Annotated in this window: 14 protein-coding genes; 6 read left to right on the top strand and 8 right to left on the bottom strand. The window is 65.8% G+C overall.

The genetic code is table 11. The annotated features are described in order from the left end of the window. A partial coding sequence (rfbB, locus tag AUL34_RS06350; protein ID WP_061932362.1) for a dTDP-glucose 4,6-dehydratase occupies positions 1-831 on the bottom strand: 831 nt, incomplete at its 3' end. After that, positions 828-1,403 carry a dTDP-4-dehydrorhamnose 3,5-epimerase gene (gene rfbC / locus AUL34_RS06345; protein ID WP_061932360.1) on the bottom strand — a complete coding sequence of 192 codons (576 nt, stop codon included), beginning with the start codon at positions 1,401-1,403 and terminating at the stop codon, positions 828-830. The genes rfbB and rfbC, both read right to left, overlap by 4 nt. Positions 1,404-1,571: 168 nt before the next feature. Here rfbC and rfbA point away from each other — a divergent pair, with 168 nt between their 5' ends. The 3 genes from rfbA (at position 1,572) to AUL34_RS06330 (ending at position 4,188) form a co-directional block, all read left to right on the top strand. Continuing rightward, complete coding sequence (gene rfbA, locus AUL34_RS06340) at positions 1,572-2,447, top strand: glucose-1-phosphate thymidylyltransferase RfbA (RefSeq protein WP_061932358.1); 876 nt, start codon at positions 1,572-1,574, stop codon at positions 2,445-2,447. A gap of 134 nt (positions 2,448-2,581) precedes the next feature. After that, the gene (locus tag AUL34_RS06335) at positions 2,582-3,424 is read left to right on the top strand and encodes an ABC transporter permease (RefSeq protein WP_244492464.1); all 843 of its coding nucleotides are present in this window, start codon (positions 2,582-2,584) and stop codon (positions 3,422-3,424) included. A 5-nt stretch (positions 3,425-3,429) separates the two neighbouring features. Further along, positions 3,430-4,188, top strand: a complete 759-nt coding sequence (locus AUL34_RS06330) for an ABC transporter ATP-binding protein (protein ID WP_061932354.1) — start codon at positions 3,430-3,432, stop codon at positions 4,186-4,188. A 24-nt stretch (positions 4,189-4,212) separates the two neighbouring features. Here AUL34_RS06330 and AUL34_RS06325 read toward each other — a convergent pair whose 3' ends face one another. From AUL34_RS06325 to AUL34_RS06300, 6 genes are all read right to left on the bottom strand, one after another. Then, the gene (locus AUL34_RS06325) at positions 4,213-6,543 is read right to left on the bottom strand and encodes a glycosyltransferase (RefSeq protein WP_061932352.1); all 2,331 of its coding nucleotides are present in this window, start codon (positions 6,541-6,543) and stop codon (positions 4,213-4,215) included. 143 nt (positions 6,544-6,686) lie between these two features. After that, positions 6,687-7,688, bottom strand: a complete 1,002-nt coding sequence (locus AUL34_RS06320) for an ABC transporter ATP-binding protein (protein ID WP_061932350.1) — start codon at positions 7,686-7,688, stop codon at positions 6,687-6,689. 23 nt (positions 7,689-7,711) lie between these two features. Further along, on the bottom strand, positions 7,712-8,542 hold the full coding sequence (locus AUL34_RS06315; protein WP_061932348.1) for a carbohydrate ABC transporter permease: 831 nt from the start codon (positions 8,540-8,542) through the stop codon (positions 7,712-7,714). A gap of 1 nt (position 8,543) precedes the next feature. Continuing rightward, the gene (locus tag AUL34_RS06310; protein WP_061932346.1) at positions 8,544-9,407 is read right to left on the bottom strand and encodes a carbohydrate ABC transporter permease; all 864 of its coding nucleotides are present in this window, start codon (positions 9,405-9,407) and stop codon (positions 8,544-8,546) included. Positions 9,408-9,579: 172 nt separating this feature from the next. Continuing rightward, complete coding sequence (locus AUL34_RS06305; protein WP_061932344.1) at positions 9,580-10,899, bottom strand: sugar ABC transporter substrate-binding protein; 1,320 nt, start codon at positions 10,897-10,899, stop codon at positions 9,580-9,582. Between the two features lie 136 nt (positions 10,900-11,035). Continuing rightward, positions 11,036-12,013 (bottom strand): sugar-binding transcriptional regulator, encoded by a 978-nt coding sequence (locus tag AUL34_RS06300; RefSeq protein WP_061932342.1) that lies wholly within the window; start codon positions 12,011-12,013, stop codon positions 11,036-11,038. Between the two features lie 203 nt (positions 12,014-12,216). Here AUL34_RS06300 and AUL34_RS06295 point away from each other — a divergent pair, with 203 nt between their 5' ends. The 3 genes from AUL34_RS06295 (at position 12,217) to AUL34_RS06285 (ending at position 15,495) form a co-directional block, all read left to right on the top strand. Next, entirely contained in the window at positions 12,217-13,611 is a 1,395-nt protein-coding gene (locus AUL34_RS06295) for a circularly permuted type 2 ATP-grasp protein (protein ID WP_061932374.1), read from the top strand. 58 nt (positions 13,612-13,669) lie between these two features. Further along, positions 13,670-14,611, top strand: coding sequence for an alpha-E domain-containing protein (locus tag AUL34_RS06290; RefSeq protein ID WP_061932340.1), 942 nt, complete (start codon positions 13,670-13,672; stop codon positions 14,609-14,611). 137 nt (positions 14,612-14,748) lie between these two features. Further along, positions 14,749-15,495, top strand: a complete 747-nt coding sequence (locus AUL34_RS06285) for a proteasome-type protease (RefSeq protein ID WP_061932338.1) — start codon at positions 14,749-14,751, stop codon at positions 15,493-15,495. Positions 15,496-15,497 lie beyond the last annotated feature (2 nt).

Below are 15,497 nucleotides of genomic sequence, written 5' to 3'. Positions count from 1 at the left end.
ACCCTCCAGCGGCGCGAGGCGGTCCAGCGTGTCGCAGATCGTCTCCACCACCGCGAGGTTTGAGCGCTCGTTGCGCCCGCCGATATTGTAGGAGCGGCCGGGTTCGCCCTTCGTCACGACGAGGGCCAGCGCGCGTGCATGGTCGTCGACGAACAGCCAGTCGCGCACGTTTTCGCCCTTGCCGTAGACCGGCAGGCGCTTGCCCTCCAGCCCGTTGAGAATGATCAGCGGGATCAGCTTCTCGGGAAAGTGGTAGGGACCGTAGTTGTTGGAGCAGTTCGAGAGCACCACCGGCATGTGGTAGGTGTGGAACCAGGCCATCGCGAGGTGGTCGGACGCGGCCTTCGATGCCGAATAGGGCGAGGACGGCGCATAGGGCGTTTCCTCGGTGAAGAGGCTGTCGTCGAGCGGCAGGTCGCCGTAGACCTCGTCGGTCGAGATGTGGTGGAACCGGAAACCGTCGCGCTTCGCACCGGTCAGCGTCGACCAGTAGGCGCGAGACGCCTCCAGCAGCTCGTAGGTTCCCACGATATTGGTCTGAATGAAGTCGCCCGGCCCGTCGATCGAGCGATCGACATGGCTCTCGGCGGCCATATGCATGATCGCGTCCACCTTCTCGCTCGCCAGGAGTTCGGCGACGAAGGCTCGGTCCAGAATGTCGCCCTCGACGAAGCGATAGCGCGGGTCGTTCTCGATCGCGGCCAGAGACGACAGGCTTGCGGCGTAGGTCAGCTTGTCGAGATTGACGACGCTGTGGTCGGTGTCGCGGATCAGGTGGCGGCAGACGGCCGAGCCGATGAAGCCGGCGCCGCCGGTGACGAGGATCTTCATTGGGCACTCTCCCCGTAGGCGAAGGGCGTCTGGATGTCGGCGAGTCGCGGGGCGGCCTCGTCTTTTGCGGAAAGCACCGGCCGTCGCCCATCGAGGGGCCAGCGGATGGCGATCTCCGGATCGTCGAAGCGGATCGAGCGGTCGTGCTCCCCGCTATAGGGCGCGGAAACCTTGTAGAAGACCTCGGTATTGGGCTCCAGCGTCAGGAAGCCGTGGGCGAACCCCGCCGGCACGAGGATCTGGTTGAAGGCGTCGGCCGAGAGTTCCAGTGCCACCCAATGGCGGAACGTCGGCGAGCCCGCGCGGATGTCCACCGCCACGTCCAGGACGCGTCCCCGCAGGACGCGAACGAGCTTGTCCTGCGCGAAGGGGGGTTCCTGGTAATGCAGCCCGCGCAACGTCAGGGGCTCGGCCGAATAGGATTGGTTGTCCTGCATCCAGTCGATGTCCACGCCCCCATCGGCCAGACGCGACCTGTTGAAGGTCTCGGAGAAGAAGCCCCGGTCGTCGCCGAACTTGCGCGGCGTGATCTCGAGAACCTCTGGAATATCCAGCTTGCGGATTTCGAGCATGTCGCACCCTCGACGCATCGGTTCGGTCGGCACGCTTGTGCGTCATCGCACCGCCGCCCGCAAGGGAGCGGAGCAGGCTGGAATGAGAACGAACTGGCAAGTTCGCCCAGCAGACGATAGAGAACGGCACAAGTTCTGGCTCTGCGCATCCGAGGAAGGCAAGCGTCGATGAAGGGAATCATCCTGGCAGGTGGCAGCGGCACGCGGCTGCATCCGATGACGCTGACGGCCTCGAAGCAGCTCCTGCCTGTCTACGACAAGCCGATGATCTATTATCCGCTGTCGACGCTGATGCTGGCCGGCATCCGCGACATCCTCATCATCTCCACGCCGCACGACCTGCCGCGTTTCCGCGCGCTCCTCGGCACGGGCGAGCGCTGGGGCGTGTCCTTCACCTATGCCGAGCAACCGAGCCCCGACGGGCTGGCCCAGGCCTACCTCATCGGCGAAGAATTCGTCGGCGGCGAGCCGTCGGCCCTCGTTCTCGGCGACAACCTCTTCTACGGCCACGGCCTGCCCGAACTCCTGCGTGCGGCGGCAGGAAAGAGCGCGGGCGCCAGCGTCTTCGCCTATCATGTCAACGATCCCGAGCGGTACGGCGTCGTCGCATTCGACAAGGCGGGCCGGGCCACCACGATCGAGGAGAAACCGGCCAAGCCCGCTTCGAACTGGGCCGTGACCGGCCTCTACTTCTACGACGGTCGCGCTTCGGAACTCGCCCGCAGTCTCAAGCCCTCCCCGCGCGGCGAACTCGAGATCACCGATCTCAACCGGCTCTACCTCGACGAGGGTTCGCTCAGCGTGCAATGCATGGGCCGCGGCTTCGCCTGGCTCGACACCGGCACGCCGGACTCGCTGCTCGAGGCCTCGGAGTTCGTGCGCACGCTGGAGCACCGCCAGGGGTTCAAGATCGCCTGTCCCGAGGAGATCGCGTTCAATCTCGGCTTTATCGACGCCGACCAGCTGGAACGCCTCGGCAAGGAACTCGGCAAGAGCACCTACGGGGTGTACCTCCAGCGGCTGGCGCAACAGTCGCGGGACTGAGCCCATCATCCCGGCTTGTGCACGCACCGGCTCGCGAGGTATCAGGACGCGCCATGGCAGGAGCGGGGTCGTCGCCGCGCGCAAGGGCGGCACGACGCACTGCGGCCGGGACGCGACGTGAAGGACATGACAGCGTGAAAGCAGCCACCAGCGCCCGGACCTGGGTCACCGACGGTCAACAGGACCGCGCGGCCATGCTCCGCTCGGCTCGCGAGGATTTCGCGGCCGGCCTGCGCCTGCACGAACTCTGGCTGTTCCTCGGCTGGCGCGACGTCAAGAAGCATTACAGCCGCTCGATCCTCGGCCCACTTTGGCTGACGCTGTCGATGGGCGTGATGGTGGCGGGCCTCGGCGTCCTGTATTCGCAGATCTTCCGCCAGGACATCAGCACCTACCTGCCGTTCCTCGCGATCGGCTTCATCATGTGGGGCCTGATCTCCGGGCTCATCAACGGTGCCTGCGAGATCTACTCGTCGGCGGCGGCCTCCGTACGCCAGGTGCGAATGCCGCTCAGCGTCTACATCTTCCAGTTCGTCTGGCGGCAGTTCCTGACCTTCGGGCACAACTTCGTCATCTACATCCTGGTCGCCATCATCTTCGGCATCTGGCCGGGCATGACGGGGCTCCTGTTCTTCCCCGCCCTCGCCATTCTCCTCCTGAACGGCGTGTTCGCGGCCATGATCCTCGGCCCTCTCTGCGCCCGCTTCCGCGACATCCCGCTGATTATCGCAAGCGTCGTTCAGGTCGTGTTCTTCATGACGCCGATCCTGTGGAGCGCGCATATGCTGCCCGACCGGGCAGTGCTGCTGTCGCTGAACCCGTTCTACCACCTGATCGAGATCCTGCGCGATCCGTTGCTCGGCAACCCGGCCCTGCCGGAGAACTGGTTGGCCTGCATCGGCATGACGATCGTCATGGGTGCGGTCGCGACCCTGTTCTTCGCGCGCTACCGCGCCCGCATCTCCTACTGGGCCTGATCCCGATGGCCTCCATCACCTTCCACGACGTCAGCGTCGACATCCCGGTCTTCAACGCCACCAACCGGTCGTTCAAGAACAACATCATCTCGGCGGCCACCGGCGGCCAGATCTCGCCCCGCGACACCAAGCGGATGAGCGTGCGTGCGATCGACGGGCTGACGCTGCAGCTCGACCACGGCACGCGCATCGGGCTCGTCGGCCACAATGGCGCCGGCAAGTCCACCATGCTGCGGGTCATGGCAGGTATCTACGCGCCGACGGGTGGCCGCGTCGTCGTCGATGGCGACGTCGCGCCGATGTTCGACCTGGCCTTCGGAATGGATCCGGACGCGACGGGCTGGGACAACATCATCCTGCGCGGGCGGCTGCTCGGCTTCACCAAGTCCGAGATCCGTCAGCGCATGGACGAGATCGGCGGCGTCAGCGACCTCGGCGCCTTCCTCGACATGCCGCTGCGCACCTATTCGAGCGGCATGGCGACGCGCCTCGCCTTCGCCGTATCGACCTCCATCCGGCCGGACATCCTTCTCATCGACGAGGGCATCGGCGCCGGCGACGCCGCTTTCCTGCAGCAGGCGAAGGAGCGCATGCGCACCTTCATCGGCGAGGCCGGCCTTCTGGTGCTCGCTTCGCACTCGGACGAACTCCTGCGCCAATGGTGCACGACCGCCCTGTGGATGGAGCATGGTCGCGTGCGCATGCAGGGGGACATCGAAGAGGTGCTTGCGGCCTACCACGCGTCCATTGCGCAGGAAGCCTGAGGCGTCAGCCGTCGCAACCCGCGCTTACGCGTCTGCGCGCGGCAGGCGAACGGGAACGGTGCGCAGGCGGAACGGCTTCTGCCGGGTGCGCATTACGTCCGCCCGCGTCGACGACCAGTTCATCATCAGCCCCCAATGCGGGTCTCCATCGCGGATGGATGCCGCATGGCGCGTGGTGAAGAGATGGGTGTCGTCAGGGTGCGTGTCGGTGTCGGACTTACCCCGGGAGATCGATTCGTAGTGGATGGCGGTGACGCTGCCGACATAGGTCGAGGCGAGGCCGATCTCGCCGAGACGAAGGCACAGGTCGGTGTCGTTGAAGCCGACCGCCAGCTTCTCGTCGAACCCGCCGACGCTCTGGAACGCCGCGACGGGCACAGCCATGAGCGCGGCGGTGACCGCCGCATAGTCGCGCGTGGCGACGAGCGAACCCATGTAGCCGGGATCGCGCCCCTTCCCCGCGACGTCGTCGTAGGGAAGGAACTTGTGCGAGTGCTCGGCCTTGTCGAACAGGCCGACGATGACGCCCGCATGCTGGATCTCGCCGGTGGGGTAGGTCAGGCAGCATCCGACGGCCCCGACGTCGCCGTACGCGAACTGCGTGAGCATCGCATCGAGCCAGTCGGGCGTGCGCAACTCGATGTCGTTGTTCATGAAGACGAGATGCGAGTGCCGATCCATCACCACGATGGGGCGCACGGCCGCGTTGTTGATCTCGGCGTAGTTCCATGGACCGGAATGGGGGAGGACGGTGATGCGCCCGGCGTCGGTTTCCTCGCGGAGCAGGGACGTCGTCGCAGGTTCATCGCTTTCGTGGTCGATCACGAAGACGTCGAACGGCACGGTGTTCGCGGCCCGCGTGGCCTCGATCGACCGCAGGCAGGTGGCAAGGATTTCGCCGCGGTTCCTCGTCGGGATCACGACGGCCGCCCGCGCCCCGTCCGGCAGCGGCGGTCGGACGACATAGGTATTGAAGGTCGCGCCATCGGTCACGTCGAAGCGGGGCCAGGCCGTGTTCGCGCCGAGGAATCGCTCGATCGCATTGCGGGTCGAGCGCGCGACGAGATCGCGCTTCTCGTGGCCGAGGCTGCCGGCATGGGTACGCCAGTAGTAGAGCACCAGCGGAATATGCGTCACCGAACGCGACTGTCCGACGCAGCGCAGGAAGTAGTCCACGTCGTGCGAGACGGCCATGGACTCGTCGAGAAGACCGGCCGCAATCGACACCGAACGGCGGATCGCGATCGGATGCACGATGTAGGGATGGCTGAGGTAGAAGCGGAGGTCGAAACGGCCGCGTGACAGCGGGCGCAGGATGCGCGCCATCTCCTCATCGGCGATCGCCTCGTCGGCATAGAGCATATCGGCCCCAGTGCTGGCGGCAGCGGCGCGAAACAGGGCGACGAGGCTGGGGTCGACGAGATCGTCGTGGTCGAGGACAAGCGTGTAGTCGCCGGTCGCCGCCCGGATACCGGCATTGGTGGCTGCCGAGACGCCTTCGTTTCGATCGAGCGTGATCGTCCGCCGCGCGAACGTGCCGCCGGGAGCGTCCCGGCAGGCGCGCTCCCAGTCCTCCTGCGGACCATCGAACACGAAGATCGCCTCGAAGTCCTGATCGGTCTGTTCCGCGAGGCTTGCCAGAAGGCCGCCGAACCATTCCGGTCGCGGTTTGTAGACCGGCACGATCAACGACAGGGTCGGACGGCCTGCCTCGGCAATGCCCGCCTGCAAATCCACGACAACCGCGGCGTTGTCGGCAGCGGTTCGCTGCGCGAACGCATCGAGCCGCCAGTTCGCCTCGTCCTGCACCCGGCGGCTCGCACGCTCTGTTCCCTCCCGCAGCGTCCTTCGCAGTCCGCCGAGGCCCCCACGTCGATACGCGCTCCAGAGCATGCCGGCGATCTCGCGGACCGCACCCTCGTGCCGCAAACGGGAGAGAGCACCCTCGCCTGCGCGGCGGACCCTATGGAGCGTCGTCGACACGCGTCGCACCTCGACCGTCCCGACGTCGCTGGGATCGGTCTGGAGCGGCACGTTGGCTTCGAGATCGCGCACGTGCGGCGGCAGGACGAAATAGATCGCGGTTTCGCCGCCGATACTGCGCTCGTGGGCGGACAGAGGCAGCGGCGTTCGGGTGCCATCCCGGTTCTCGACGATCGCCTGCAGCGATTCCGTGACATCGAGGCGTTTGCCGGAGCGGGGGCGCAACCGATAGAGGCCCGACGGAAGGTCGGCAGGCAGACCGTCGAAGACGACCCGCGCGCCGGTCTTCGCCGCAGCCCCTGCTGTCGCCGAGGCTCCGCCGCCGGACCGGTCAGGCTCAAGGGCCCGCAGGGTCGTCACATAACGCCGCATACACACGCTTCCGTTCGCCGCGGAGCCTTTGCGCGGCTCCCGTCCCCCTCCGTTTATGGCTTCCGGCTTTCAGTTGGAAGCGCCACCGGTGGGCGAACGGTCTTCGGCCAAGGCAGCCGCACGCGAGGACCGCGCTGTCTCGATCAGCGCACCGCGTTTCCTTCCGCGTCGAAGCGATGCATGCGCCCGTCTTCCGGCGTCAGCCAGACGGCATCGCCGTGGCGCACGCGGAAGTCGCCGGGCGAGCGCGCGGTGATCATCTCGCCCGTGTCCATCTTCACGTGGACGAACGTGTCGGAGCCGAGATGTTCGGACACGCCGGCGGTGCCGCGCAGCGCGCCCGACGTGGTGGAGAGCGCCAGGTGCTCGGGGCGCACGCCGACGGTGGCCGCGCCATGCTGGCTCGCGTAGGCGCCGCCGAGGAAGTTCATCTTCGGCGAGCCGATGAAACCGGCGACGAAGAGATTGCGCGGGTTGGTGTAGAGGTCGAGCGGAGAGCCGACCTGCTCGATGTTGCCGCGATTCAGCACGACGATCTTGTCGGCCATGGTCATCGCCTCGACTTGGTCGTGCGTGACGTAGATCATCGTGGTCTTGAGCTGTGCGTGCAGTTCGGAAATCTCGAGCCGCATGTTGACGCGCAGCGCCGCGTCGAGGTTCGACAGCGGCTCGTCGAACAGGAAGCCCTTCGGCTCGCGCACGATGGCACGGCCGATGGCGACGCGCTGGCGCTGGCCGCCCGACAGTTCGCGCGGACGGCGCTGAAGGTAGTCGGTGAGGTTGAGGGTCGCCGCCGCCCCTTGCACCTTCTTCTCGATCGCTGCCTTGTCCATCCCCGCCATCTTCAGCGGGAAGCCGATATTGGCGGCGACGCTCATGTGCGGGTAGAGCGCGTAGGACTGGAACACCATGGCAAGCCCGCGCTTGGCGGGCGGGGCTTCGGTGACGTCCTGTCTATCGATCACGATCGAGCCGCCGGACACATCCTCGAGGCCCGCGATCAGGCGGAGCAGCGTGGACTTGCCGCAGCCGGACGGGCCGACGAAGACCACGAACTCGCCGTCGCGGATCTCGAGATCGATGCCGGGGATGATCACCGCATCGCCGAAGCGCTTGCTGACGTTCTTGAGGGTAATGGCACTCATGTCGCTGCTCCCAAGGCTTCTTCTTACTTCACGGCGCCGAACGTCAGGCCGCGGACAAGCTGCTTCTGGGAGAACCAGCCGATGATGAGGATCGGCGCGATCGCGAGGGTCGAGGCGGCCGAAAGCTTGGCGTAGAAATTGCCCTGCGGGCTGGAGAACGAGGCGATGAAGGCGGTGAGCGGCGCCGCGTTCGTGGTCGTCAGCAACAGCGTCCAGAAGGCCTCGTTCCAGGCGAGGATGACGTTGAGGAGAACCGTCGAGGCGATGCCCGGTAGCGCCATCGGTGCCAGGACCCGGAACAGCTCCTGCCGGAGGTTCGCTCCGTCCATGCGCGCCGCCTCCAGGATCTCGCCGGGGATCTCCTTGAAGTAGGTGTAGAGCATCCAGACGATGATCGGCAGGTTGATCAGGAACAGGATCACGATCAGGCCGAAGCGGGTGTCCATCAGCCCGGTGTCGCGGAAAATGATCGTGACGGGCACCAGCGCGCCGACGGCCGGCATCATCTTCGTGGACAGCATCCACAGGAGCACGCCGCGCGTCTTGGCCGTCGGCGAGAAGGCCATGGCCCAAGCCGCGGGAATGGCGAACACGAGACCGAGCGCGGTGGAGCCGAGCGCCAGATAGACGGAGTTCATCAGGAAGGAGAAGTAGTTCCGCTGCTCCTGGATTGTCCGGTAGTTCTCCGTCGTCCAGTCGAAGAACAGGAACTTCGGCGGAATGGAAATGGCGTCGAGCTCGGTCTTGAACGAGGTGAGCACCGTCCAGAGGATGGGAAAGAAGATGAGGAGACCGACGGCCCAGGCGAGAACCGTCATTCCGATCTTGCGCTGGGTGGAAACGCGGCGCGCCATCTCAGGCCTCCAGATTCTTGCCGACGAGGCGCACGAGGAAGATCGACACGATGTTGGCGAGCACCACGGCAACGATGCCGCCGGCCGAGGCCGTGCCGACGTCCCCTTCCAGCGTAATCACGGACGCGATCAGGAACGGCAGGTTGGACGAGGACACACCGCCGCCGGTGGTCACGAAGATCTCGGCATAGACCGACAGAAGGAAGATCGTCTGGATCAGGATCACCACCGTGATCGCGCGCTTCATGTGCGGCAGCGTGATGTACCAGAAGATCGACAGCGCCTTCGCGCCGTCCATCTCGGCCGCCTCCTTCTGGTCCTCCGACAAGGACTGGAGCGACGTCAGGAGGATCAGCGTCGCGAACGGCAGCCACTGCCAGGCGACGATGATGATGATCGAAAGGAGCGGATAATTGGTCAGCCAGTCCACGGGCGGCAGGCCGACGGCCGACAGCGCCTGTGCGATGACGCCGTAGACCGGGTTCATCATCATGTTCTTCCAGACGAGGGCCGCCACCGTCGGCATGACGAAGAAGGGCGCGAGCACCAGAAGGCGCACCGGAGACTGGCCGAAGAACTGCTGGTCGAGGAGAAGCGCGATCAACGTACCGCCGATCACGGTGATGCAGAGAACCCCGCCGACGAGGATCAGCGTGTTCTGGAAGGCGCTGATGAAGCGCGGGTCGGTCAGGAAGTAGGTGTAGTTCTCGATCCCGATAAAGGGCGTCAGGGGGTCGTAGTAGGTGTAGCGGAGCGTCGAGAACCACAGCGTCAACGCCAGCGGCACGATCATCCAGATGAACAGCGCGATGACGGACGGGGCCACCATCAGTCGGGCCGCAGACCGCGTATGCGTCGTCGCCATAGGTTCGCTCCCGAAAAGGCCGATGCGGCGCCGGCGGGCTCGAAGCCGGCGGCGGCTGCGCAAAGGCGCTGGAGTTCGCTTGGGGTGAAACGGATGCGGCGCGGCCCGGTGGGCCACGCCTTGGCAGAGGAAGACGGCGCTCCCCGACCCGAAGCCGGGGAGCGGATCTCGACTACTTTATGTAGCCGGCGCGCGTCATCTCGCGGGTCGCCTGAGCCTGCGCGGCGGCCAGTGCCTGATCCACGGTCTGCTGACCCGACAGGGCGGCTGCCATCACCTGGCCGACCGCCGTGCCGAGACCCTGGAACTCGGGGATCGCAGCGAACTGAAGGCCGACATAGGGCTTGTCCGGGCCCATCGACGGATCGGCCTTGTTGATCGCGGCGAGCGTCTGAGCGGCGAAAGGCGCGGCCTTGGTGTAGTTCTCGTTGGCATAGAGCGACGAGCGCGTGCCCGGAGGAACGTTGGCCCAACCCTCCTTCGAGGCGACGAGTTCGGCATAGGCCTTCGAGGTCGCCCAGGAGATGAACGTCTCGGCGGCTTCCTTCTTCTGCGACGAAGCGGGAATGCCGAGCGACCAGGCCCAGAGCCAGTTCGCGCCCTCGTTCGGGCAGCTGTCGGTGCCGCAGGGAGCCGGGGCGAACCCGACCTTGTCGGCGACCTGGCTCTGCTTCGGATCGGTCACGAACGACGCCGCGACGGTGGCGTCCATCCACATGCCGCACTTGCCCTGGCCGAACAGCGAGAGGTTCTCGTTGAAGCCGTTGGAGGCCGAGCCCGGAGGTCCGTACTTCGTCATCAGGTCGACGTAGAGGGTGACGGCCTTCTTCCAGCCCTCGCTCTCGAACTGCGGCTTCCAGGAGGCGTCGAAGTAGTTGGCGCCGAACTCGCGAGCCATGTTGCCGAGGAAGGCCATGTTCTCGCCCCAGCCCGGCTTGCCGCGCAGGCAGATGCCGTAGACCCCGGCCGACGTGTCGGTCATCTTCTCAGCGGCTTCGGCGATGAAGTCCCAGGTCGGCTTCTCGGGCATGGTGAGCCCGGCCTTCTCCAGGAGATCCTTGCGGTAGAGCGTCATGACGCTCTCGGCATAGAACGGGGCGGCGTAGAGCTTGCCGTCGGTCGACAGGGCCGCGCGGATCGGCGGCAGGAGGTCGTCGGCGTCGTACTCGGCGCCGAGATTGTCGAGCGGGGCCAGCCACTGCTGCTTCGACCAGATCGGAACCTCGTAGGTGCCGATGGTCATGATGTCGAACTGTCCGCCCTTGGTCGCGATGTCGGTGGTCACGCGCTGGCGCAGGATGTTCTCTTCCAGCGTGACCCAGTTCACCTGGATGTCCGGGTGCGCCTTCGTGAACTCGCCCGTCAGACCCTGCATGCGGATCATGTCGCTGTTGTTGACCGTGCCAATCGTCAGCGTGGTCTGCGCCTGGGCCGGCAGAGCGACCGACGCGGCAAGCGCCATTGCGCCCGCGATCCAAAACCGTTGGTTCATAGTCGATAGCCTCCCAAGCTATGTGATGGGCAAATACCCACTCTGCGAGCAAATTCTCATCGGCTTACCAAGGTGTCAAATGATTCACACGCTGCATCGCAGCGGAAGAGCCCTTTTGCACAGAAGCCCCGCCCTCTCACGCCCCCTTCCCGGACGCCGGCGCCTCGAGAAGCGCCGCGGCCGTGCGCTCGTCCGTGATCAGGCCGCCGACGAGATGCCCCTTGAGCGCCGCCAGTATGCTGTCGCGCTTCGACGCTCCCATGGCCACGCCGATGACCTCCGTTCCGGACCCGAGGGGAAAGGGCGGGCTGACCACGCGCTTGTTGAAGGCGCAGTCGAGGATCCGGCCGTCCGCATCATAGACCCAGCCGACCACTTCGCCGATCCCGCCGGTGGCGACCAGTTCGTCGCGTTCCGTCTCGGAAATGAACCGGTCCATCAGAAGCTGCGCCTGCGGTCCGACCTCGCCGATGCCGATGAAGGCGATGTCGGCTTCCCGGGCGAGTTCCAGCGACGCCTGCACGACCTTCTGCTGATGCAGCAACGCGCGCTCCTCGGGCGAGGATGCGACCACCGGCAGGGGCATGGGATAGTGCGCGGCGTCGATCTTGTCGGCCAGTGAGAAGATGACGTTGTAGATCGCCGCCGATCCGTCCGGCGCGATGTTGCCGGTGAGCGAGACAAGGCGGTGCTGCGGGCAGCGCATGCGGGGCAGGTTCTCCACCGCCGCGCGCAGGGTGCGCCCCGTACCGACGCCGATCACGAGGGGTTCGGGACGCAGCAGCGTCCGTTCGATTCGCGCGGCGCATGCCTCGGCGATGCCGAGCGTCGTCGATGGCGATTCGGGGTCGGACGGCACGACCTCCGCGGAACGCAGGCCGAAACGCTCCACCAGCTGCCGGCCGAGTTCGAGGCAGGCGGCGATCGGATGGTCGATACGCACCTTCACGAGCCCGGCGGAGACCGAGAGCGAAACCAGCCGCTGCGCGCCTTGACGGGAGATGCCGAGCTTGACGGCGATCTCCTCCTGCGTGTTGCCGGCGATGTAGTAGAGCCAACCGGCGCGTGCCGCATCGTCCAGACGGGCCGAAGCCTCCTCCGTCGCCTTGCTCATACGACCCTACCCCCTCGCCTGCGCTCGCGCCGCAAGCCGCACCGCCTTCGCCCACTGGCCCAACCCTGCGCACATTCGTCGCCGGCCTCCGCTTTGGACAGAATATCGCATCGAACGCGCAAGGCATCTTGGAATCTGCCGCGTTTGGCGCATTCTGATGTTGCATAGCAGCGAGGAGACGAGGCTTGGCCGGATTCGACGAAATGCTGAACGGGGTCGACGGTGTGCGCGCTCCCTATCGTCGCTTCCAGTCATGGTACGAAGCCCAAGTCCCCGCAACGCTGGCTGCAAAGGCCGGCGAAGCCGAAGGCTTCTTCCGCCGCACCGGCATAACGTTCAACGTCTACGGCAAGGAAGAGGCGGCCGAGCGGCTGATCCCCTTCGATCTCGTGCCGCGCATCATTTCCGGCTCGGAATGGTCGGTGCTGGCGGAAGGCATCGAGCAGCGGGTGCGCGGGCTGAACGCGTTCCTCGACGACATCTACCACGATCAGGAGATCGTGAAGGCCGGCATCGTCCCGAAGCGCCTGATCGAGGGCAACGAGGCCTTCATTCCGCAGATGGTCGGCTTCCGCCCGCCGGGCGGCGTCTACACCCACATCATCGGCGTCGACATCGTGCGCACCGCGGAGAACCAGTTCTACGTTCTGGAGGACAACGCCCGGACCCCGTCCGGCGTGTCCTACATGATCGAGAACCGGGAAACGATGATGCAGATGTTTCCCGAGCTCTTCGCGCAGAACCGTGTGCGGCCGGTGGAAACCTATCCGCGCCACCTCCGGCGTTCGCTTCAGGCGACGGCACCGAAGGCGACCACCGGTATCCCGCGCGTCGCGATCCTCACCCCCGGCATCCACAACTCGGCCTACTACGAACATGCCTTCCTCGCCGACCAGATGGGCGTGGAACTGGTGGAGGGCTCGGACCTCAAGCTGATCGACGGGCGCATCGCCATGCGCACCACCCAAGGCTATCTGCCGATCGACGTGCTCTACCGCCGGGTCGACGACGCCTATCTCGATCCCCTCACCTTCAAGCCCGAATCGCTGCTCGGCGTGCCCGGCATCATGGACGTCTACCGAAACGGCGGCATCACCATCGCCAATGCGCCCGGCACCGGCATCTCCGACGACAAGGCGATCTACTCCTACATGCCGGCCATCGTGGAGTTCTATACGGGTCGCAAGGCGATCCTGGAGAACGTGCCGACCTGGCGCTGCGCGGAGGCGGACAGCCTCGCCTACGTGCTCGAGCACCTGCACGAGCTGGTGGTGAAGGAGGTGCACGGTTCGGGGGGCTACGGCATGCTGGTTGGGCCGGCCGCCTCGAAGGCGGAATGCGAGACCTTTGCGGCCAAGCTGCGCGAGCGCCCGGGCAACTACATCGCCCAGCCGACGCTGGCGCTCTCGACGGTGCCGATCCTGACCGAGAAAGGCCTGGCCCCGCGCCATGTGGACCTGCGGCCCTTCGTGCTCGTGTCCGACACGGTGAAGATCATCCCGGGCGGCCTGACGCGGGTCGCGCTGACGGAGGGATCGCTGGTGGTGAACTCCAGCCAGGGCGGCGGCACCAAGGACACCTGGGTGCTGGAGGACTGAGGAAGCCCCCGCCGCCCTTTCGCACGACGCGCCGTTCTCCAAGGATCGACCACAGCCCATGCCCCTACTCGGACGCACCGCCAACGGCCTCTTCTGGATGCAGCGCTACATCGAGCGCGCCGAGAACATGGCCCGGCTTCTGGACGCCGGCCTGCGCCTTTCGCTGACCAACCTGTCGTCGGCGCCCGACGAATGGCAGTCCGTCCTCGTCTCGGCGGGCGTCGAAAGCGGCTATCTCGCGAAATACCCGGAGTTCGATCGTGAACACATCATCGACTACATGCTGCGCGACCTCGACAATCCATCGAGCGTCCTGTCGTCGATCGGCGTCGCGCGCACCAATGGGCGCATGGTCCGCACCGCCCTCACCCGAGAAACCTGGGAAGCCATCAACGAGAGCTGGATGATCCTGCGCCAGCGCCTGTCGCGCCCGGTCCAGGACCTGCCGGCCGTGCTCGACCTCGTGAAGGCTCGCACGGCGCTGATCCGCGGCACCTTCTACGGGACGATGCTGCGCAACACGATATTCGACTTCTGCAACCTCGGCACCTTCGTCGAGCGGGCGGACAACACCGCCCGCATCCTCGACGTGAAGTACTGGGTGCTGCTGCCGGAGCATTCGTCGATCGGCTCCTCGCTCGACAATTACCAGTGGGGCTCCATCCTGCGCTCGGTGTCGGCCCTGCGCTCCTACGCCTGGGAGTACGACGCGGACTTCCGGGCGATGGACATCATCGACTTCCTGCTTCTCAACAAGCGCATGCCGCGCTCGCTCGCCTATTCCTACCGATGCATCAACGACAGCCTGGACTTCCTCGATCGCGCCTACGGGGTCGAGCACGAGTGCCACGCGACGGCGCGCGCGATCGCCGCCAGGCTGGAGGGTCGGTCGGTGAAGGACATCATCGACGGCGGACTGCACGAGTTCCTCGAGACGCTGATCGTCGAGAACAACCGTCTCTCCAACGAAATCGCGCGGGCCTACAGCTTCTATTCGTGACCGGCGCGCCTGCGTCCCGAAAGCCGCACTGGGCATAAGTTCGGGTACGCCCTCTTGCCGGAGCGGCTTGGGCAGGGATACCGCTTACCGGACCATCGAAAGCACGCCGGGCGCGGCGTCGATCCGGAGAGAGCAAGGTGACCTACTGTGTCGGGCTTCTTCTGAAGCGTGGCCTCGTCTTCATGTCGGACACACGCACCAACGCGGGCATCGACAACATTTCGGTCGTCACGAAGATGCGAACCTGGGACGTGCCGGGAGAGCGCTGCATAACGCTGCTCAGCGCGGGCAACCTCGCCACCACGCAATCGACCATTTCGCTTCTGGATGAACGCGCGGTCGCGCCCGCGCAGCGCAAGTCGGCGCTCCTTGCTCAGCCCTCGATGTTCCAGACCGCCAAGCTCGTCGGTGAAACGCTGCGCGAGGTCATCTCCTACACCGCGGAAACCGGCCAGGAGGCGAGCGGTCGCTTCATGGGAAGCTTCATCCTCGGCGGCCAGATCGCGGGCGGCCAGCCGCGCCTCTTCATGATCTATCCCGAGGGCAACTTCATCGAGGCGGGACCGGACAACCCGTTCTTCCAGATCGGCGAGCACAAGTACGGTCGCCCGATCCTCGTGCGCACCTACGATCCGGACATGCCGCTGGAGGACGCGGTGAAGCTGCTGCTCGTGTCCTTCGATTCCACCATCAAGTCGAACCTGTCGGTGGGCCTGCCGATCGACGTGCAGGTCTACGAGACGGACAGCCTGCAGGCGGGCTTCCGCCAGCGCTTCGACGACCGCGACCCCTATTATCGCAAGATATCGGACGGCTGGTCCGATGCCCTGAAGTCCGCGTTCGAAAGCCTGCCGCCGTTCGTTCCGGCGAACCCGACGGCCTGACT

Source organism: Aureimonas sp. AU22 (genome assembly GCF_001463745.1).
GTDB lineage: Bacteria > Pseudomonadota > Alphaproteobacteria > Rhizobiales > Rhizobiaceae > Aureimonas.
This window is presented reverse-complemented; position numbering and strand designations above follow the sequence as displayed.

Coding starts and splice junctions, on each gene's coding strand:
- rfbA (WP_061932358.1), top strand. CDS start 1,572: ATGAAGGGAATCATCCTGGCAGGTGGCAGCGGCACGCGGCTGCATCCG.
- rfbC (WP_061932360.1), bottom strand. CDS start 1,403: ATGCTCGAAATCCGCAAGCTGGATATTCCAGAGGTTCTCGAGATCACG.
- AUL34_RS06330 (WP_061932354.1), top strand. CDS start 3,430: ATGGCCTCCATCACCTTCCACGACGTCAGCGTCGACATCCCGGTCTTC.
- AUL34_RS06295 (WP_061932374.1), top strand. CDS start 12,217: ATGCTGAACGGGGTCGACGGTGTGCGCGCTCCCTATCGTCGCTTCCAG.
- AUL34_RS06310 (WP_061932346.1), bottom strand. CDS start 9,407: ATGGCGACGACGCATACGCGGTCTGCGGCCCGACTGATGGTGGCCCCG.
- AUL34_RS06300 (WP_061932342.1), bottom strand. CDS start 12,013: ATGAGCAAGGCGACGGAGGAGGCTTCGGCCCGTCTGGACGATGCGGCA.
- AUL34_RS06325 (WP_061932352.1), bottom strand. CDS start 6,543: ATGCGGCGTTATGTGACGACCCTGCGGGCCCTTGAGCCTGACCGGTCC.
- AUL34_RS06305 (WP_061932344.1), bottom strand. CDS start 10,899: ATGAACCAACGGTTTTGGATCGCGGGCGCAATGGCGCTTGCCGCGTCG.
- AUL34_RS06320 (WP_061932350.1), bottom strand. CDS start 7,688: ATGAGTGCCATTACCCTCAAGAACGTCAGCAAGCGCTTCGGCGATGCG.
- AUL34_RS06315 (WP_061932348.1), bottom strand. CDS start 8,542: ATGGCGCGCCGCGTTTCCACCCAGCGCAAGATCGGAATGACGGTTCTC.
- AUL34_RS06290 (WP_061932340.1), top strand. CDS start 13,670: ATGCCCCTACTCGGACGCACCGCCAACGGCCTCTTCTGGATGCAGCGC.